This is a genomic window from Chenggangzhangella methanolivorans (assembly GCF_042648545.1).
GTDB lineage: Bacteria > Pseudomonadota > Alphaproteobacteria > Rhizobiales > Methylopilaceae > Methylopila > Methylopila methanolivorans.
This window is the reverse complement of record NZ_JBHRXS010000006.1, coordinates 969,256-987,026: the sequence shown is the minus strand read 5'-3', so window position 1 is coordinate 987,026 and position 17,771 is coordinate 969,256. Positions and strand designations below refer to the sequence as shown.

18 protein-coding genes are annotated in these 17,771 nt (G+C 68.6%); 11 read left to right on the top strand and 7 right to left on the bottom strand.

Going from position 1 to position 17,771, the window contains the following annotated elements; genetic code table 11:
* The first annotated feature begins 154 nt into the window (after positions 1–154).
* Entirely contained in the window at positions 155–1,168 is a 1,014-nt protein-coding gene (locus tag ACFOWB_RS16200) for an LLM class flavin-dependent oxidoreductase (protein ID WP_378148282.1), read from the top strand.
* An 8-nt stretch (positions 1,169–1,176) separates the two neighbouring features.
* On the opposite strand, the gene recO is transcribed toward ACFOWB_RS16200, so the two are convergent.
* A complete protein-coding gene (gene recO / locus ACFOWB_RS16195) occupies positions 1,177–1,908 on the bottom strand; it encodes a DNA repair protein RecO (RefSeq protein WP_261403194.1) in 732 nt (243 codons plus the stop codon).
* 320 nt (positions 1,909–2,228) lie between these two features.
* Between recO and ACFOWB_RS16190 the strand changes: the two genes are divergently transcribed.
* Positions 2,229–2,852: an outer membrane protein gene (locus tag ACFOWB_RS16190; RefSeq protein WP_261403193.1), complete on the top strand. Its 624-nt coding sequence runs from the start codon at positions 2,229–2,231 to the stop codon at positions 2,850–2,852.
* Positions 2,853–2,943: 91 nt separating this feature from the next.
* On the opposite strand, the gene eno is transcribed toward ACFOWB_RS16190, so the two are convergent.
* A complete protein-coding gene (gene eno, locus ACFOWB_RS16185; RefSeq protein WP_378148279.1) occupies positions 2,944–4,227 on the bottom strand; it encodes a phosphopyruvate hydratase in 1,284 nt (427 codons plus the stop codon).
* A gap of 123 nt (positions 4,228–4,350) precedes the next feature.
* Between eno and queF the strand changes: the two genes are divergently transcribed.
* Positions 4,351–4,797: a preQ(1) synthase gene (gene queF / locus ACFOWB_RS16180; protein ID WP_261403192.1), complete on the top strand. Its 447-nt coding sequence runs from the start codon at positions 4,351–4,353 to the stop codon at positions 4,795–4,797.
* 201 nt (positions 4,798–4,998) lie between these two features.
* On the top strand, positions 4,999–6,024 hold the full coding sequence (locus ACFOWB_RS16175; RefSeq protein WP_378148275.1) for a hypothetical protein: 1,026 nt from the start codon (positions 4,999–5,001) through the stop codon (positions 6,022–6,024).
* A gap of 5 nt (positions 6,025–6,029) precedes the next feature.
* Here the strand turns inward: ACFOWB_RS16175 and ACFOWB_RS16170 are convergent, their stop codons facing one another.
* From ACFOWB_RS16170 to ACFOWB_RS16150, 5 genes are all read right to left on the bottom strand, one after another.
* On the bottom strand, positions 6,030–6,587 hold the full coding sequence (locus ACFOWB_RS16170) for a TerB family tellurite resistance protein (RefSeq protein WP_261403189.1): 558 nt from the start codon (positions 6,585–6,587) through the stop codon (positions 6,030–6,032).
* 110 nt (positions 6,588–6,697) lie between these two features.
* Positions 6,698–7,558 (bottom strand): 3-deoxy-8-phosphooctulonate synthase, encoded by an 861-nt coding sequence (kdsA, locus tag ACFOWB_RS16165; protein WP_261403188.1) that lies wholly within the window; start codon positions 7,556–7,558, stop codon positions 6,698–6,700.
* Between the two features lie 36 nt (positions 7,559–7,594).
* Complete coding sequence (locus ACFOWB_RS16160; protein ID WP_378148272.1) at positions 7,595–8,413, bottom strand: VOC family protein; 819 nt, start codon at positions 8,411–8,413, stop codon at positions 7,595–7,597.
* Positions 8,410–9,030 carry a hypothetical protein gene (locus ACFOWB_RS16155; protein ID WP_378148270.1) on the bottom strand — a complete coding sequence of 207 codons (621 nt, stop codon included), beginning with the start codon at positions 9,028–9,030 and terminating at the stop codon, positions 8,410–8,412. The genes ACFOWB_RS16160 and ACFOWB_RS16155 overlap by 4 nt, the downstream gene beginning before the upstream one ends.
* Positions 9,030–10,658, bottom strand: a complete 1,629-nt coding sequence (locus tag ACFOWB_RS16150) for a CTP synthase (protein WP_378148268.1) — start codon at positions 10,656–10,658, stop codon at positions 9,030–9,032. Before ACFOWB_RS16150 ends, ACFOWB_RS16155 begins: the two co-directional genes overlap by 1 nt.
* A gap of 320 nt (positions 10,659–10,978) precedes the next feature.
* On the opposite strand from ACFOWB_RS16150, the gene ACFOWB_RS16145 reads away from it, so the two are divergent.
* From ACFOWB_RS16145 to ACFOWB_RS16115, 7 genes are all read left to right on the top strand, one after another.
* On the top strand, positions 10,979–12,388 hold the full coding sequence (locus ACFOWB_RS16145; RefSeq protein ID WP_378148265.1) for a M48 family metalloprotease: 1,410 nt from the start codon (positions 10,979–10,981) through the stop codon (positions 12,386–12,388).
* 214 nt (positions 12,389–12,602) lie between these two features.
* A complete protein-coding gene (locus ACFOWB_RS16140) occupies positions 12,603–13,358 on the top strand; it encodes a DsbA family protein (RefSeq protein WP_378148263.1) in 756 nt (251 codons plus the stop codon).
* 174 nt (positions 13,359–13,532) lie between these two features.
* A complete protein-coding gene (aroQ, locus tag ACFOWB_RS16135) occupies positions 13,533–14,000 on the top strand; it encodes a type II 3-dehydroquinate dehydratase (RefSeq protein WP_378148261.1) in 468 nt (155 codons plus the stop codon).
* A 53-nt stretch (positions 14,001–14,053) separates the two neighbouring features.
* Positions 14,054–14,512, top strand: a complete 459-nt coding sequence (gene accB, locus ACFOWB_RS16130) for an acetyl-CoA carboxylase biotin carboxyl carrier protein (protein ID WP_261403184.1) — start codon at positions 14,054–14,056, stop codon at positions 14,510–14,512.
* Positions 14,513–14,516: 4 nt separating this feature from the next.
* On the top strand, positions 14,517–15,875 hold the full coding sequence (gene accC, locus ACFOWB_RS16125) for an acetyl-CoA carboxylase biotin carboxylase subunit (protein WP_378148259.1): 1,359 nt from the start codon (positions 14,517–14,519) through the stop codon (positions 15,873–15,875).
* 177 nt (positions 15,876–16,052) lie between these two features.
* Complete coding sequence (gene aat, locus ACFOWB_RS16120) at positions 16,053–16,742, top strand: leucyl/phenylalanyl-tRNA--protein transferase (protein ID WP_261403183.1); 690 nt, start codon at positions 16,053–16,055, stop codon at positions 16,740–16,742.
* A 46-nt stretch (positions 16,743–16,788) separates the two neighbouring features.
* Entirely contained in the window at positions 16,789–17,742 is a 954-nt protein-coding gene (locus ACFOWB_RS16115; RefSeq protein WP_261403182.1) for a hypothetical protein, read from the top strand.
* Positions 17,743–17,771 lie beyond the last annotated feature (29 nt).

Genomic DNA, 17,771 nt, shown 5'->3' with positions numbered 1-17,771 from the left:
TCTCGTTCGCCTCTCGCGGTCTCAATGGCCAGAACTGGGATATCGTTCCGATGCGGCCCCTCGCGCAAAGGAGCTTTGCGCCCGAGGCCCTTGCGCGGGCGGCTTTGCGCGCCGACCTCCCGTGACGCCAGACCGACAGGAGGCGAGAAGCCCCATGCCCGTTCTTTCCGTCCTCGACCTCGCCTTCATTCCCGAGGGCGGCGACGCCGCCGTCGCGCTCCACCGGTCGCGAGATCTCGCACAGCGCGCAGAGGCGCTCGGCTACAGGCGGTTCTGGCTCGCCGAACACCACAACATGGTGGGCATCGCGAGCGCCGCGACTGCGGTCGCCATCGCGCATGTGGCGGCGGGCACGACCTCGATCCGGGTCGGCGCCGGCGGCGTGATGCTGCCCAACCACTCGCCGCTCGTGATCGCCGAGCAGTTCGGCACGCTCGAGACCCTGTTTCCGGGCCGCATCGACCTCGGCCTCGGCCGAGCGCCGGGCACCGACCAGATGACGCTGCGCGCGCTGAGGCGCGATCCGAACGCCGCCGACACGTTTCCGCAGGACGTTCTGGAGCTTCAGGCGCTGCTCGCCCCGGCGGGCGAAACCCAGAAGGTGCAGGCCGTGCCGGGCTCCGGGACGGAGGTGCCGCTCTGGATCCTTGGCTCCAGCCTCTTCGGCGCGCAGCTCGCCGCGGCGCTTGGCCTGCCTTACGCCTTCGCCTCGCATTTCGCGCCGGACGCCCTCGATCCCGCGCTCGAGATCTATCGCGCGCGGTTCCAGCCTTCACAGCAGCTCGGCGCGTCCTACGCCGCCGTCGGCGTCAACGTGATCGCGGCAGAGACCGATGAGGAGGCGCGGCGGCTGTTCACTTCGGCGCAGCAGAGCTTCACCCGCATGTTCCGGGGGACCCGCGGCAAGCTTCCGCCGCCGATCGACGACATCGACGCCTTCTGGAGCCCGCGCGAGAAGATGCAGGCCTCCTCCATGCTCGCCTGCTCGGTGGTCGGATCTCCGGAGACCGTCCGACGCGGGCTCGAAGAGCTCGCCGAGCGCACGGGCGCGGACGAGTTCATCGTCGCGGCCGCGATCTGGGACCACGAGGCGCGCAAGCGCTCCTACGAGATCGTCGCGGAGGTCTCGGGCATGAGAACCGCGCCGAAGCTTGCGGCCTGCGGCTGAGTCTGGCCTCAGACCGCCCGCTTGGCGAAGCTTGCGAGCAGCGCCGCGCGCGCGTCCGGCGGTTTCATGCCGCGCGGCTCCCAGACATGGGCGTTGAGAAAAAAGCCGGTGAGCGCGAAACCCGCCGCGACGTCATCGGGCGTCGGCGAGGCGTTGGGTCCGCGCGCGAGCAGAAAAGGCGGCAGCGCGAACAGGCGTTGCGCGTAAGGCGCGCCGGCTTCCCGGCCGACCGCTCGGCCGGATTTCGGCGAAACATAGGCGAGGTCGTCGGTTTCGCCAGTCGCCGCGCAAGCCGTGAGATCAAGTCCGAAGCCGAGTTCCTCCAGCACGGCGAGCTCGAGGCGCACCAGCAACGCAGGCGCCGCTTCCGGATCGTCGAGATGGTCGGCGACGATCTCGGCGGTCTCGTAAAGCGCTGCGTGAGGATCGCGCTCGGCGAGCAGCCGCAGCAGGCCGGCGAGATGGCCGACGCCGTGCAGCGCCTCGGCGCGCTCCATCAGCCGCCCGGCCCGCGAGGCGAGCGGCTCGACCACGAAGGCGCCAAGATGGTCGTCGAGCCGCGCGCGCCATGTCGCCCGCACCGTGTTGCCGGGCTGAAGCGTCGGCCGCAGTCTTTTCGAACGCCCGCCCCGAACGAGGCCGAGATGGCGACCATGCTCGCGCGTGAACAGCTCGAGCGTCACGGAGGTTTCCCCGTGGCGCCGCACCCCGAGGATCAGTCCGTCATCGGTCCATTGCATGAGCAGAAGATGGCGCCGCGCGGGCGCGACGTCACGCGGAGAGCGCGCAGAGCCCCTGCCCCTCATTCCGGCTCTTCGCTGCGCTTCGGCCGGAACGACGGTGAGGCCATCCCGACCGAACAGCTCGGTCAGGCCTGACGCATCCGTAAGTCTGGTGGTGAACGAAGACTTATGCTCGTCATTCGACCAACAATTCTCTCTTAAGCACAGCAAAAACAACGGGGTGGCGATTTAGGGACATTTAACCCGGCCGGGGTCATTCACGCCCTCGAACGACCCGCCGGCGCAAGGACCGCGGGTTTCTTGTCGGGGAAATTTCGATGGTTCGCTCTCTCGCTCTCGGCGCGGCTCTCTCCGCCGCCCTTCTCTCCACCTCGGCCTTCGCCGCCGACCTTCCGATGGAAGCCGCGCCGGCCGTCATCGCCGTGCCGTCCTTCAGCTGGACCGGCGCCTATCTCGGCGTCCAGGCCGGCTACGGCAAGGATCGTCTGGGCGGCGGCGCGTTCCGGCCGAAGGGCGCGCTGATCGGCGGCTACGCCGGCTATAACTATCAGTTCGACGCTTCCCCGCTCGTTGTCGGCGTCGAGACCGACTTCAACTGGTCGGACCAGGACGACAAGGTCAGCTTCGCTCCGTTCGGCAGCGTGAAGGCTGACGTGAAGTGGGCCGGCGCCACCCGCGGCCGCGTCGGCGTCGCGTTCGATCGCGTCATGGTCTACGGCGCGGCGGGCGTCGCCTATGCGCGCGTCAAGGGCACCGGCACGGGCGGCGCGGCGACCCAGTCCCGCAGCTTCACCGGCTGGACGGCCGGCGGCGGCGCCGAATACGCCTTCACCGACAACGTCGTGGGCCGCGCCGAGTACCGCTACGCGGATTACGGCCGCCGCAGCGGCGTGAAGCTCACCGAGAACCGGGTCATGGGCGGCCTCGCCTACAAGTTCTGATCCGCACGATCGGACCAAAGAAAAACCCCGCGGTTTCGGCCGCGGGGCTTTTTGTTGGCTCACGGGCCGCCCAAGGCGACGCTCGGAGAGATCAGTCGAGCGCCTTGAGCGCCGCCCTGCCGGCGTAGATCGCCTGGGCGCCGAGCTCCTGCTCGATGCGCAGCAGCTGATTGTACTTCGCGATCCGGTCCGAACGGGCGAGCGAGCCGGTCTTGATCTGCCCGCAATTGGTCGCGACCGCGAGGTCCGCGATGGTCGCGTCCTCGGTCTCGCCGGAGCGGTGGCTCATCACGGCCGTGTAGCCGGCGCGCTGGGCCATGTCGACGGCGGCGAGCGTCTCGGTCAGCGAACCGATCTGGTTGACCTTGACCAGGATCGAGTTGGCGACGCCCTTCTTGATGCCCTTCGACAGACGCTCGACATTCGTGACGAACAGGTCGTCGCCGACCAGCTGGCACTTGTCGCCGACGAGCTCGGTGACGGCCTTCCAACCCTCCCAGTCGTCCTCGGCCATGCCGTCTTCGATCGAGACGATCGGGTAGTTCTTCACGAGCTTGGCGAGGTACTTGGCCTGCTTCTCGGGGTCGCGGGTCTCGCCCTCGCCCTCGTAGACATACTTGCCGTCCTTGAAGAACTCGGTCGCGGCGCAATCGAGCGCGATGTAGACGTCCTTGCCCGGCTTGAAGCCGGCCTTCTCGACCGACTTCATGACGAAGTCGAGCGCGACCTCGGCCGAGGAAAGGTTCGGAGCGAAGCCGCCCTCGTCGCCGACATTGGTGTTGTGGCCGGCGTCCTTCAGCTGCTTCTTCAGCGTGTGGAAGATCTCCGCGCCGGTGCGCAGCGCCTCCGAGAAGCTCTCGGCGCCCACCGGCATGATCATGAATTCCTGGAAGTCGATCGGGTTGTCGGCGTGCGCGCCGCCGTTGACGATGTTCATCATCGGCACCGGAAGGACGCGGGCCGAGACGCCGCCGACATAGCGATAGAGCGGCGTCATGGAGCTCGCCGCCGCGGCCTTGGCGGTCGCGAGCGAGACGCCTAGGATCGCGTTCGCGCCGAGCCGCGCCTTGTTGGGCGTGCCGTCGAGCGCGATCAGGGTCTCGTCGATCTTCACCTGCTCCTCGGCGTCGAAGCCGCCGATCGCGTCGAAGATCTCGCCGTTGACGGCGTCGACCGCCTTGGTGACGCCCTTGCCCAGATAACGCTTCTTGTCGCCGTCGCGGAGCTCGACCGCCTCATGCGCGCCGGTCGAGGCGCCGGAGGGCACCGCGGCGCGACCCTGGCTGCCGTCCTCGAGCGTGACGTCCACCTCGACGGTCGGATTGCCGCGGCTGTCCAGGATCTCGCGGGCGACGATGTCGACGATTGCGGTCATGTGGCGGGCTCCGAAGGCTGAGATGGAGGAGGTCGGCGCACCTCTAGCGGATGGCGCGCCACCGCGAAAGATCGCGCTTGGCCCCAGGCTGCGCTAAATCCGCCCGAGATTTCAGGAGATCCCATGAGCGACCTTCAGCTCGGCCGGCAGACGCCGCTTCCCGCATCCCCCGAAGAGGCGGAGCTCGACCGCGTTCCCAATCCCCATACGGACGTCGACTACGTCGTCCGCTTCGCCGCGCCGGAGTTCACCTCGCTCTGCCCCGTGACCGGCCAGCCGGATTTCGCCCATCTCGTCATCGACTACGCGCCGGGCGCGTGGCTGGTGGAGTCCAAATCGCTGAAGCTCTATCTCGGCTCGTTCCGCAACCACGGCGCCTTCCACGAGGACTGCACGGTCGCGATCGGCAAGCGGCTCGTCGCGGCGCTCGCCCCGAAGTGGCTGAGGATTGGCGGCTACTGGTATCCGCGCGGCGGCATTCCGATCGACGTATTCTTCGAGACCGGCGAACGCCCCGCAAGCCTCTGGGCGCCGGACCAGGGCGTGCCGCCGTATCGCGGACGGGGGTGACCGCATGTGTCGCGCCAGAAACGGAATGGGCGCAAATACGGCGGCGCGCCGTCGCCGAACCGTCACGCTGGCCGTGCCGGCGGACTCCCGCGCCGAGAGCCGCTAGGACGCGGTCTCGTGAGACGCCGCCGCCGCGAATACGCCCCAAGCGCCCCCCACCTTCCATGCCGTGAACGACGCATGCGAAGTTGGAAGGCGCTGATGATCCCCGATACGAATTCCGAGCGGCGCCCCGACGACGTGCTGGTCATCACGAACGGCGACGCGGCAGTCGCCCGGCTGGAGGCAGCCGGCGTCGCCGGCCGGATCCTCGCCTGGCGCGACGTCCTGCATGACGGCCCGGTGCCGGCGATGAGCGGCCTCGAACGTCTGTCGGCGATCCGCGCGACTTTCATTTCCTCCGACCTCGGGCTCGGAGCCGAGGAGGTCGCGACCGAATTCCGGTCGCGCGACGCCGCCATTCGCCGGCATTCGGGCTTCCAAAGAGTCGAGATCTGGCTCGAGCACGACCTCTACGACCAGTTGCAACTGCTGCAGATCCTCGACTTCTTCCGCGGTGAAGATCGTCTCGAGGGGCTCCATCTCGTCCAGGCCGACGACTATCTCGGCCATCAGGGACCGGACTCGATGCGGCGCCTCGCCGAGGCGGCCGCGCCGGTGACGCACGAGCAACAGAGCCTCGCGAGCGAGGCTTGGGAGGCGTTCACTGCGCCGACCCCCCATCGGCTCGCCGATCTCGCCCAGTCCGATACCAGCGCCCTGCCCTATCTTGGCCGCGCGCTGAACCGCCTGCTGGCGGAGCTGCCCGACCCGCTGATGGGGCTCACCCTCACCGAGGAGCGGGCGTTGTCGCATCTTGCGCGCGAGGAGACGACCACCGGCGAACTCTTCCGCCGCGTGAGCGAAGAGGACGACGCGCAGTTTCTGGGCGACGCCAGCTTCTTTCGCCGGCTCGACGGGCTGGCGTTCGGCGACAGGCCGCTGATCGAAGGGCTGCCCGGGCCCTCGCAGGACCATTGCGGCTCAAGGCCCACGCCCGACCGGGGCTACGCCGAGTTCGCCCGGGCGCGCCTGCGGCTCACCCGCACGGGGCGCGCGGTGCTGTCGGGGCGGCTCGACCACCGGGTCGTCAACGGCGCCGACCACTGGGTCGGCGGCACGCATGTGTCGGCCGCAGCCTATATCCGCTACGACCGCGCCAACGCGCAGCTCGTGGCGCAGACTTAGGCCTTTCAGGCGCGGGCGCGTGTCCAGCCGAAGCCCTGGCCGGTCGCCTCCGCAGGTTCGAGCGCCTTCCGCAGAGCCGCCAGCGAGGCCGCCTGCTCATCGCTCGGCGGACCGTCGACGTTGGCGATGCGGTCCACCATGGCGAAGAGATCGTCGCGCTCCTCCGGCGTCAGCCGGTCGCTCGGCAAGGGCGCGACGTCCTGGATCGCGGCGGTGACGCTCGGCGTCTTGGTGCAGGCGAAGCGCGCATAGGACTGGCGCTCGGCGAGGTCGCCCTCAAGCGACAGCACGCCGCGCATCTCGGCCCCGATGGCGGAGAGCTGGGCCGCTGAATAATCGCCCTTCTGGCGCGCGACGAGGTACATCAGGACGGTCGCGGCGTCGCGCGGATCAGCGATCAACGTGATCGGCGCGCGAGCCTCGGCGTCGAGGGCCGCCGCCCGTCGCTTGGCGTTGCGCCGCCCGGTGAGCATGCCGCCGACGGCCTTGTGGCCGTCCATGAAGATGAACCAGTAGACTCCCCAGAAGAAGAGCCCGCTGAGGATCGTCGCGATGATCGGCATGCCGTCTTCCCCCGTCGAAGCCGGAACGGTCTTGCCGCCGCGGCTTCGATCAGTATCGGGGCGGACTGTCGCAATCAATCAATTGATCAACAGGACGAACCTGAGGCGGATCAGGCCGCTTTGGCGATCTTGTCGAACGCCATCAGGCGCTCGAGCAGCGCCGGCATGTCCTTGAGCGCGACCATGTTCGGACCGTCCGAGGGGGCGTGGTCGGGATCCGGGTGGCTCTCGATGAAGAGCCCCGCCACGCCGACCGCCACCGCGGCGCGCGCGAGAACGGCGACGTATTCGCGCTGGCCGCCCGAAGACGTGCCCTGCCCGCCCGGCTGCTGCACCGAATGGGTGGCGTCGAAGATCACCGGCGCGCCGGTCTTGGCCATCTCGGGCAGCGCGCGCATGTCGGAGACGAGCGTGTTGTAGCCGAACGAGGCCCCGCGCTCGGTGAGCAGCACCTTCGGGTTCCCGGCGCCGGTGAGCTTGGCCACCACGTTCTTCATGTCCCAGGGCGCGAGAAACTGACCCTTCTTGACGTTGACGACGCGGCCCGTCGCGGCGGCGGCGAGCAACAGGTCGGTCTGGCGGCAGAGGAACGCCGGGATCTGCAGCACGTCGACGGCCTCGGCCACGGCTGCGCACTGATGGGCGTCGTGGACGTCGGTCAGCGTCGGCAGGCCGAGGCTCTCGCGGATCTCGGCGAAGACCGGCAGCGCCGCCTCGAGCCCCATGCCGCGCTGCGCGTTCGCGCTGGTGCGGTTGGCCTTGTCGAACGAGGTCTTGAACACCAGCCCGATCCCGAGCTTGCCCGCGATCTCCTTGAGCGCGGAGGCGACCTCGAGCGCGTGCTCGCGGCTTTCCATCTGGCAGGGGCCTGCGATGAGCGCGACCGGAAGGTCGTTGCCGAAGCGGACCTTGCCGGCGCCTTCGCCGATTTCGACGACGCCCTGCGGGCGGTTCTGGACAGGTGCGTTCATCGGGCGGTGCTCCGGTTCGTTCGGCCGTGCGACCTATCAGGCCGCGCGCGCCTCTTCCAGCACAAGCGTGAGGCCGAAATGATCCGTCCCCGGCGCAATCTGCGCGCGAGGCGCGGCGATGCGGATGGCGGCGAGCCGCATTCCGTCCCCCTGCGGAGCCTCGACGCCGGTGAGTTGGCGGAACGCGAACGGGGTGAGCACGTCGAGCGTCCCGCGCGGCGTCGCGATCGACAGCCCGAGCGAGGTGGCGCGAAAATCGTGGACGCCTGTGAACGCCTTGAGGAAGACGTGGTGATCCGAGGGATTTTCGGCCGTCAGGATCGCCCCGAGGATTGTGGTCGCGCCGTTTGGATGGCGCTGCGCCTCTTCGCTCCAGAAGTTGTCCGGGAATTTGTGATCGCAAGCGAAGAAGAGCGCGTCCGGCGAGGCGGCGTCCTGCGCGAAAGCGAGCTCGAACGCGACATGGACGTCTGAGCCCTCGGCGCGCGTCCCGCGCCGCTCGAAAAAGAACGGCTGGAAGTCTCCGATCCCAAAGCGCGCGAATGCTGCGGCGTCGCCGCGCGCATCGGGGCATTCGAGCGCGATGCCGGAGCCGCCCTCGCCTGCCCGCGCAAGCAGGTCGCGATGGAAGGCGGCGAAGGACGGCTGGCCCGGCGCGGCGTCCGGAACCGGCGCGTGGTCGCCTATGGCCAGGATCTCGATGAACGCGCCGGGGAACTGGACGATGCGGTTCTTGGTGCCGAACGGATGGCGGTTCTCGGACGAGACCCTGAAGCCGAGCCGCTCATAAGCCGCAGCCGCAGCGTCGAGGTCGCGCACGAGGTGGATGAGGTGATCAAGGCCGCGCGCCGTCATCGCCTGACGGGCCTCAGGCGCGCGCTCAGCCGGTCGAATTCGTCGCGGGCTTCGTCGAGGCCCAGCGCGCCTTCCGGCCAGGGCGCGCTTGGAGCCAGCAGCGTCTTCTCGACGACGCCCACATAAGCCTCGACGTCGAACTCTCCTAGGAGGCCGTCGAGCACGATGTAGGTCACCTGACTGAAACTCGCGTCGTCGAGCCGGCCGTCGGTCTTCAGGTAGAACGCCATGTCCACATTGTCCGCCGCCGCCGCAGGCTTCAGCCTCATGTCGGCGGGCGGATAGTCGACGCCGAACATCTTGAGCATGTAGTCGACCGGCATGCGCTGCCGGAAGGGGACCACTTTCCAGCCGGGGATCTCGGGCGCGCCCTCCACATAATCGATGACCGCCCCGAACCGCTCCCTCTGGCCGTCGGCCGAGATGACGAACTGCGCCGAACCGTCCTTGAAGCCGACTTCGCAGATGACGTTTTCGAACGCGGCGTCGAACTGCTCGTTCAGCTCCGCGTAGAGCTTCATCCGCTCGTCCTCCGAGGCTTCCGGCTCCACGATTCGCGCGAGACGACCCGCGTTCACGGAAAACCACGCCCAGAACTTTGCGGGCGTGGACCGCATCACACCAGCCGGCTCTGCGTCAGCGCCGCGCCGACGAAGCTCGCGAACAGCGGATGCGGCTCGAACGGCCGCGACTTGAGCTCGGGGTGGAACTGGACGCCGACGAACCAGGGATGGTCGACATGCTCGACGATCTCCGGCAGCAGCCCGTCGGGCGACATGCCAGAGAAGATCAGGCCGCGCTGCTCCAGCCGGTCGCGATACGCGGTGTTGACCTCATAGCGGTGGCGGTGGCGCTCGGAGATGTCGGTCGCGCCGTAGATCTCGGCCGCCTTCGAGCCGAGCTTCAGCGTCGCGTCGTAGGCGCCCAGACGCATGGTGCCGCCGAGATCGCCGGCCGCGAAACGCTTCTCGAGTTCGTTGCCCTTCACCCATTCGGTCATCAGGCCGACGATCGGCTCGGGCGTCGGGCCGAACTCGGTGGAGTTGGCCTCGGTCACGCCGGCGAGATTCCGCGCCGCCTCGATCACCGCCATCTGCATGCCGAAGCAGATGCCGAAATACGGCACCTTGCGCTCGCGCGCGAAGGTCGCGGCCTTGATCTTTCCTTCAGCGCCGCGCTGGCCGAAGCCGCCCGGAACCAGAATGCCGTGGACGTGCTCGAGGAACGGCGTCGGATCTTCGCGCTCGAAGATCTCGCTCTCGATCCAGTCGACGTTGACCTTCACGGTGTTGGCGACGCCGCCGTGCACGAGCGCCTCGTAGAGCGACTTGTAGGCGTCCTTCAGACCCGTGTACTTGCCCACGATCGCGATCGTGACCTCGCCCTCCGGGTTCTTGATCCGGTGGGTGATGTTGCGCCAGCCGGACAGATCCGGCGGCGAGCCCGGCTCGATCCCGAAGGCGCGCAGCACTTCGACGTCGAGGCCCTCGCGGTGGTAGGCCTCTGGCACCTCGTAGATGGTGCCGACGTCGCGGGCCTCGATCACGGCCGTCTCGCGGACGTTGCAGAACAGGCCGAGCTTGCGGCGCTCTTCGGGCGGAATCGGCCTGTCGCAGCGGCACAGCAGGATATCGGGCTGGATGCCGATCGAGCGCAGCTCCTTGACGGAGTGCTGGGTCGGCTTGGTCTTCAGCTCTCCGGCGCTCGGGATGTAGGGCAGCAGCGTCAGGTGGATGTAGATGCAGTCTCCGCGCGGCAGGTCGTTGCCGAGCTGGCGGATCGCCTCGAAGAACGGCAGGCCCTCGATGTCGCCGACCGTGCCGCCGATCTCGACCAGCACGAAGTCGAAGTCGTCGTTGCCCTCGCGGACGAAGGCCTTGATGGCGTCGGTGACGTGCGGGATCACCTGCACGGTGCCGCCGAGATAATCCCCGCGGCGCTCCTTGGCGATGATGTCGCGATAGATGCGGCCTGTCGTGATGTTGTCGCGGATCGAGGCCGGCTGGCCGGTGAAGCGCTCGTAATGGCCGAGGTCGAGGTCGGTCTCGGCGCCGTCGTCGGTGACGAACACCTCGCCGTGCTGGGTCGGGCTCATCGTGCCCGGATCGACATTGAGATAGGGATCGAGCTTGCGCAGCCGCACCGAATAGCCGCGCGCCTGAAGCAGGGCTCCGAGCGCCGCGGAGGCGAGGCCCTTGCCAAGCGAGGACACCACTCCGCCGGTGATGAAGACGTAGCGCGCCATTCCGTCTCTCAGGTTGATCGGCCGACGCCGCGGCGAACCACGACTCGTCAGCCTTAGACGCAGCCGTCCCGATTCGGGGAGCCGGCGCCGTCCCTTGTCCACATCGCAGACCCCAAAACGCACGCGCGCCCGCCGTCCGTGACGAAGCCGGGAGGCGGGATCGCGAGAACGTGCGTTCGGGCCGTCGCCCCTAATAGACCGAAGGGCTCCCCTCGCGCAAAGGGCGCCGGCGAAAGGCGGCCGCGCGCGCCTGCGCGTTGCCCGCGTCCTTCCGCGCGGATAGCATCCGAGCGCTCGCACGATCCCCGACGCGAGGAGCGATGATCCCGACTTTGCGTACGCAGACCTTCCTGGGTCGCCAGCTCCGGCGGGCGACAGCGCTCGTCGCGGCCGCGGCGACGGCGCTCGTCGGCGTGACCGCCCCGGCCTCCGCCCAGACGCCGCGCGGCATGCCCGTCATCCGCGACGCCGAGATCGAGGGGCTGCTGCGCGACTACATGGCGCCGATCTTCAAGGCGGCGGGCATCAACGAGGGCGTGGTCGAGATCACGATCATCAACTCGAAGGAGTTCAACGCCTTCGTGGCCGACGGCCGGCGCATCTTCGTCAACATCGGCACGCTGATGGAAGCCAAGACCCCGAACGAGGTCATCGGCGTGCTCGCGCACGAGACCGGCCACATCGTCGGCGGCCATCTGGCCAGACTCCGCCAGCGGCTCGACCAGGCCCAGACGATGTCGATCGTCGCGATGCTGCTCGGCATCGGAGCCGCGGCCGGAGCGGTGGCGACCAGTCGCCCGGGCGACAACGCCGGCGGCGCGGTCGCAGGCGCGGTGATGGCGCCGCAGGAGGCGATCCGCCGCTCGCTGCTCTCCTACCAGCGCGGCGAGGAGCAGGCGGCCGACCGATCGGCGATCAGCTACCTGAACAAGTCCGGCCAGTCGGCCAAGGGCATGCTGACGACGTTCCAGCGTTTCGAGAGCCAGATCGCGTTCTCCAAGCGCTTCATCGACCCCTACGCGCAGAGCCATCCGATGCCGGCCGACCGCATCGCGAACCTTCAGGATCTCGCGAAGAAGAGCCCCTATTACGACAAGCTCGACCCGCCGGCGCTTCAGGCGCGCCACGACATGATGCGCGCCAAGCTCTACGGCTTCACGGACACGCCGCAGGGCGTCGGCCGGCGCTACCCGCCGAGCGACATGAGCCTGCCGGCCCGCTACGCGAGGGCGATCGCCTCCTACCGGTCGTCGCCGATCGACAGCGCGGCCGCGCAGATCGACGACCTCATCCGCGCCCAGCCCAACAATCCCTGGTTCCACGAGCTCAAGGGGCAGGCCTATCTCGAGAACGGGCGCCCGGCGCAGGCCGTGCCCGAGCTTCGCAAGGCGCTGTCGCTCGCCCCGGGCGCGACGCCGATCCGCACCATGCTCGGACAGGCGATGAACGCCGGCGGCGGCAAGGGCGGCGACGCGGTGGCCGAACTCACCCGCGCCACTGCGCGCGATCCGAAGAACGCCGAGGGTTTTCGGCAGCTCGCCATCGCGCTCGCCAAGAAGAACAAGATTCCCGAGGCCGACCTCGCCTCGGCGCAGGCGGCCTTCGCCGAGGGCGACTACGGCACCGCGCGCCAGATCGCGAACCGCGCCAAGGCCGGCTTCAAGACGGGCACGCCGAACTGGCTGAAGGCCGACGACATCGCGACCTACACGCCGCAGAAGATGAACTGAGGCGAACTGCGTGCTTCGAGACGCTCGTCGGAGACGAGCTCCTCAGCATGAGAAGCGTCGGTGACGTCTCGGCGGGAGATTTGGCGCGCACGACATCGAATAGCCAAACTCCGCCACATTCCTCATGCTGAGGAGCCGGCCAAAGCCGGCGTCTCGAAGCACGCAGCACGTTCTGTCGTCCGCACCGCTCCGATCTGACACGGAAACCACCACCATGCCCCTCTTCCCCCGCCTCGCCCTCGCCGGCGCGCTGATCGCCGCGGCCGCAGGTCCGGCGTTCGCCTTCGACGCCAAGGAGAAGGAGGAGATCGGCAAGATCGTCCGCGAATATCTCGTGACCAATCCAGAGGTGCTCTACGAGGCGCAGCAAGAGTGGAACCGGCGCCAGCAGGCCAAGCTCGCCGAGCAGCGCGCCGACGTGCTGAAGACCTATGTGTCGAAGATCGACGAGAAGAAGCTGCACGCCGTCCTCGGCAATCCGAAGGGCGACGTCACGCTGGTCGAGTTCTTCGACTACAATTGCGGCTTCTGCCGCCGCGCCATCAAGGACATCGACGCGCTCGTCGACAACGACCCGAACCTGCGCGTCGTGGTGATGGAGCTTCCGGTCATCCGCGAAGAGTCGGTCGGGGCCGCGCAGGTCTCGATCGCCCTGAACCGCATCGCCCCGGACAAGTTCCGCGCCTTCCACGACAAGCTGCTCGGCGGCCAGTCGCTCGCGACCCGCGACAAAGCGCTCGCGGTCGCGACCGAGGTCGGCGTCGACCGCAAGAAGCTCGAGGCCGCGATGGGCGCGCCGGAGGTCGAGGCGACCCTGCTCGAATCGAAACAGCTCGCCGACGATCTCGGCGTCGAGGCGACGCCGACCTACGTGATCGGCGAGGCCGTGGTGCCGAACACGCGCGGGATCGTCGACGACCTCAAGGGCCGGGTCGCGGCGCTTCGGAAGTGCGGCAAGGCCATGTGCTGAGCCGATCGCCGGCGGTCCGGCGCGCCCGACCGCCGGCGGTTCCGCGCAGCCTTCGAACCCTCCTGTTCCGGAATCGCTTGGGTTCGGGCCGCGTCTTTCCTATAAGGCGGCGTTCTGCGGCTTCCGGCCGCGCCCGTCCCGGCGGCCAGCCGGGCCGCCTCAGCGAAGCGTCCCTTGAACCCAGTGGTCTTCATCCTCAATGGACCGAACCTCAATCTGCTCGGGCTGCGCGAGCCGGCGGTCTATGGCTCGGCGACGCTCGGCGACGTCGAGGCTCGTTCGCGCGACGTCGCCGACGGACTCGGCCTGTCGGTCGTGTTCCGCCAGTCCAATCATGAGGGCGAGCTGATCGACTGGATCCAGGAGGCGAGGCAGGCGGCGGACGGCGTCGTGATCAACGCCGCCGGGCTGACCCACACCTCGGTCGCCCTGCAGGACGCGCTGCGCGCGGTGGAAAAACCGATCGTCGAGGTCCACATCTCGAACATTCACGCCCGCGAAAGCTATCGCCACCATTCCTACATTTCCGCCGTCGCCGACGGCGTCATCGTCGGCCTCGGGATCGACGGATACGAATTCGCCCTTCACGCGCTCGCGCGTCGCATCCGCCGGGACGGCGGCCCCGCGACGATCGCGGTCTGACCGCGGAAAGCGGCCCCGGAGACGGAGCATACCCACATGAAGACTTGCCGCCGATGAGCAAAGCACCCGTCCGCCACAACGACGACCAGGCCTTCGTCCGAGAGCTCGCCGAGCTGCTCGAGGAGAAAGGCCTGAGCGAGATCGAGATCGAGCGCGGCGACTTCCGCGTCCGCGTCGCGCGCCAGCTCACCGCCGGCCCGGCCGTCGCGCCGGTCTACGCCGCTCCCGCGGCGGCATCCGCCGCGCCGGCCGCCGCCGCCGACGATCCGGCCAAGCATCCGGGCGTCGTGACGTCGCCGATGGTGGGGACCGCCTATCTGGCGCCCGAGCCCGGCGCGAAGGCCTTCGTCGAGGTCGGCGCCAGCGTCCGGCAGGGCCAGACGCTGCTGATCGTCGAGGCCATGAAGACCATGAACGCGATTCCCGCGCCGCGCGCCGGCACGGTTCGCGAAATCCTCGTCGCCGACGGCCAGCCGGTCGAATTCGGCGAACCGCTCATCATCGTCGACTGACCCGATGGCCGGCATCGACAAGGTCCTGATCGCCAACCGCGGCGAGATCGCGCTGCGCATCCTGCGCGCCTGCAAGGAGCTCGGCATCGCGACGGTGGCGGTCCATTCGACCGCCGACGCCGACGCCATGCATGTGCGCCTCGCCGACGAGAGCGTCTGCATCGGCCCGCCGGCCGCGCGCGACAGCTACCTCAACATCCCGGCGCTGCTGGCCGCCTGCGAGATCACCGGGGCGGACGCGGTGCATCCCGGCTACGGCTTTCTCTCGGAGAACGCGCGCTTCGCCGAGATCCTCGAGGAGCACAACCTCACCTTCATCGGCCCCAAGCCGGGGCACATCCGGATCATGGGCGACAAGATCGAGGCGAAGCAGACGGCCAAGCGCCTCGGCATTCCGGTCGTGCCGGGCTCGAACGGCGGCGTCACCGACGAGGTCGAGGCGATGCGCGTCGCCAAAGAGATCGGCTTCCCGGTGCTCGTGAAGGCGGCGGCGGGCGGCGGCGGGCGCGGCATGAAGGTCGCCAAGACCGAGGACGATCTCGTCGAGGCGCTGCAGACCGCGCGTTCGGAGGCCAAGGCCGCCTTCGGCGACGACGCTGTCTATCTTGAAAAATATCTCGGCCAGCCGCGCCACATCGAGATCCAGGTGCTCGGCGACGGCGAAGGCGCGGCGATCCATCTCGGCGAGCGCGACTGCTCGCTGCAGCGCCGTCACCAGAAGGTCTGGGAAGAGGCCCCCTCGCCTGCGCTCAACGCGGCCGAGCGCGAGCAGATCGGCGAGACAGTCGCGGCCGCGATGCGCGAACTGAAGTACCGCGGCGTCGGCACGATCGAGTTTCTTTACGAAAACGGCCGCTTCTACTTCATCGAGATGAACACCCGCATCCAGGTCGAGCATCCGGTGACCGAGATGGTCACAGGGATCGATCTGATCAACGAGCAGATCCGGATCGCGGGCGGCGCGCGTCTCGGCATCGCCCAGGAAGACGTGATCTTCCGCGGCCACGCCATCGAGTGCCGGGTGAACGCCGAGCATCCCGAGACCTTCCGGCCCTCGCCCGGCCGCATCGCCTACTACCACGTGCCCGGCGGCCTCGGCGTGCGCGTCGACAGCGCGGCCTATCAGGGCTACGCGATCCCGCCGAACTACGACTCGATGATCGGCAAGCTGATCGTCCACGGCCGCAACCGCACCGAATGCCTGATGCGGCTGCGGCGCGCGCTCGACGAGTTCGTGGTCGACGGCGTCGACACCACCCTTCCGCTGTTCCGCCGGCTGGTGCGCAACGCCTCGATCCAGGACGGCGAGTACGACATCCACTGGCTCGAGAAGATGCTGGCGGAGTCGCAGGGCGGGGAGTGAAACGCGCGGACGCCGACTGCGTGCTTCGAGACGCGCCTTCGGCGCTCCTCAGCATGAGGAAGGTGGAGGCCCGAACGTTTCGGTATATTTTCGCTCCACGGTCCTCATGCTGAGGAGCCTTCCGCAGGAAGGCGTCTCGAAGCACGCAGTTCGCGCCCGCAGCCGAGTCGCTCCCGTATGACCCGCATCAACGACGTCCTCGTCGAGATCACGCCGGAGGTCCTGCTCAAGGCCTACGCCTGCGGGATCTTTCCGATGGCGGAGAGCGCGAACGACCCCGGCCTGTTCTGGATCGAACCGGAGCAGCGCGGCGTTCTCCCGCTCGACGATTTCCGCGTTTCCGATCGTCTCGCGCGCACCGTGCGGGGCGACCGCTTCGAAATCCGGATCGACTCTGCGTTCGACGCCGTAATGGAGGGCTGCGCCGCGCCGGCCCCCGGGCGGCAGAAGACCTGGATCAACGAACGCATCCGGAAGCTTTACGGCGACCTCCACGCGATCGGGCGCTGCCACAGCGTCGAGGCCTGGGCGGACGGCCGTCTCGTCGGCGGGCTCTACGGCGTGCGGCTCGGCGCCGCCTTCTTCGGCGAGAGCATGTTCCATGTCGAGCGCGACGCCTCGAAGGTCGCGCTGGTCCACCTCGTCGCCAGGCTGAAGGTCGGCGGCTTCCATCTGCTCGACACCCAGTTCGTGACGGACCACCTTCGTCGATTCGGCGCAGTCGAGACGCCGCGGCGCGACTATCATCGTCTGCTCGAGGCCGCGCTTGCGCATGAGGGCGATTTCTTCGTCTGGCCCCGCGAAAAAATCATGAGCGGCGCCGAAGCCTTGGGCGCGATTGGAGTCGCTCCGGTAACGCTTCGGTAACGACATTCGAACGTTACTCGTCGGATGTCGCCCGAGGGTTACACCGATGACCGCCGCTCTCCCCAAGCCTGACCAATCCTTCAGCCGCGCCATCGCGGACTGGAAAGGCGAACCCGCCGAGGACGCCGCCTTCTCGTCCGGCGATCCGCTCGAGCCCCCTTACGAGCGCGATCGTGCGCGCTGGTCCTTCGCCCCTTACGCGCTCGCGGCGGCGCTCGCGATCGGCGCGGGGGCGGCCGCCGCCTCCTTCGCGACGGCGCCGGCGCTGACCGATTCGCTTGACACCGTCGCGGCGCTCGACGCCCGCGCGGTCGGGCTCGACTCGAACATCGATCCGAGCGGCCAGCAGAAGAAGGCCGCGGCCCTCAACAAGGACATGACCGCGCTCCGCAACGAGGTCTCGCGCCTCCAGCGCGCGCTCGACCAGTCGAAGCAGAGCCAGTCGCAGCTGTCGAAGTCGGCCGCCAACGCCGCCGCCAACAGCCAGGACGAGGTCCGCGCCCTCAAGTCCGAGCTCGCCGGCCTCCAGAAGACGCTCGACGCGACCCGTGACCAATCGAGCTCCAAGATCGAGACGCTCTCGGCCAAGCTCGACCAGTCGAAGGGCGACGCCCAGCGCGTGGCCGAGATGCAGGAGCGTCTCGACCGCATGGAGAAGCAGGCGACCGAGGTTCGTCAGGCCGCGGAAGCCAGGCAGAACGAACAGCAGCGTCTTGCGCGCGCCGACGATCAGATCGCGACCGGCAGCGTCTCCCGCGACGCTCGCGCCGCCACCGCAGCCGAAGAAAAGCCCCGCGACAACGCCAAGATCGTCCGCAACTGGACGGTGCGCGAGGTCACCCGCGGCGTCGCCCTGCTCGAAGGCCGCTACGGCATGATCGAAGTGGTGCGCGGCGCCCGCGCCCCGGGCATCGGCCGCGTCCGCTCGATCGAGCGCCGCGACGGCCAGTGGGTCGTGGTCACCGACCGCGGCCTCGTGATCGAACGCGCCGAGCTTTAAACGCGGATTTAAGTCCCGCTGGGCCAGGC

Bases quoted from the DNA above. Each gene is read 5' to 3' on its own strand.
- ACFOWB_RS16200 (WP_378148282.1), top strand. From the start codon at position 155: ATGCCCGTTCTTTCCGTCCTCGACCTCGCCTTCATTCCCGAGGGCGGC.
- recO (WP_261403194.1), bottom strand. From the start codon at position 1,908: ATGCAATGGACCGATGACGGACTGATCCTCGGGGTGCGGCGCCACGGG.
- ACFOWB_RS16190 (WP_261403193.1), top strand. From the start codon at position 2,229: ATGGTTCGCTCTCTCGCTCTCGGCGCGGCTCTCTCCGCCGCCCTTCTC.
- eno (WP_378148279.1), bottom strand. From the start codon at position 4,227: ATGACCGCAATCGTCGACATCGTCGCCCGCGAGATCCTGGACAGCCGC.
- queF (WP_261403192.1), top strand. From the start codon at position 4,351: ATGAGCGACCTTCAGCTCGGCCGGCAGACGCCGCTTCCCGCATCCCCC.
- ACFOWB_RS16175 (WP_378148275.1), top strand. From the start codon at position 4,999: ATGATCCCCGATACGAATTCCGAGCGGCGCCCCGACGACGTGCTGGTC.
- ACFOWB_RS16170 (WP_261403189.1), bottom strand. From the start codon at position 6,587: ATGCCGATCATCGCGACGATCCTCAGCGGGCTCTTCTTCTGGGGAGTC.
- kdsA (WP_261403188.1), bottom strand. From the start codon at position 7,558: ATGAACGCACCTGTCCAGAACCGCCCGCAGGGCGTCGTCGAAATCGGC.
- ACFOWB_RS16160 (WP_378148272.1), bottom strand. From the start codon at position 8,413: ATGACGGCGCGCGGCCTTGATCACCTCATCCACCTCGTGCGCGACCTC.
- ACFOWB_RS16155 (WP_378148270.1), bottom strand. From the start codon at position 9,030: ATGCGGTCCACGCCCGCAAAGTTCTGGGCGTGGTTTTCCGTGAACGCG.
- ACFOWB_RS16150 (WP_378148268.1), bottom strand. From the start codon at position 10,658: ATGGCGCGCTACGTCTTCATCACCGGCGGAGTGGTGTCCTCGCTTGGC.
- ACFOWB_RS16145 (WP_378148265.1), top strand. From the start codon at position 10,979: ATGATCCCGACTTTGCGTACGCAGACCTTCCTGGGTCGCCAGCTCCGG.
- ACFOWB_RS16140 (WP_378148263.1), top strand. From the start codon at position 12,603: ATGCCCCTCTTCCCCCGCCTCGCCCTCGCCGGCGCGCTGATCGCCGCG.
- accB (WP_261403184.1), top strand. From the start codon at position 14,054: ATGAGCAAAGCACCCGTCCGCCACAACGACGACCAGGCCTTCGTCCGA.
- accC (WP_378148259.1), top strand. From the start codon at position 14,517: ATGGCCGGCATCGACAAGGTCCTGATCGCCAACCGCGGCGAGATCGCG.
- aat (WP_261403183.1), top strand. From the start codon at position 16,053: ATGACCCGCATCAACGACGTCCTCGTCGAGATCACGCCGGAGGTCCTG.
- ACFOWB_RS16115 (WP_261403182.1), top strand. From the start codon at position 16,789: ATGACCGCCGCTCTCCCCAAGCCTGACCAATCCTTCAGCCGCGCCATC.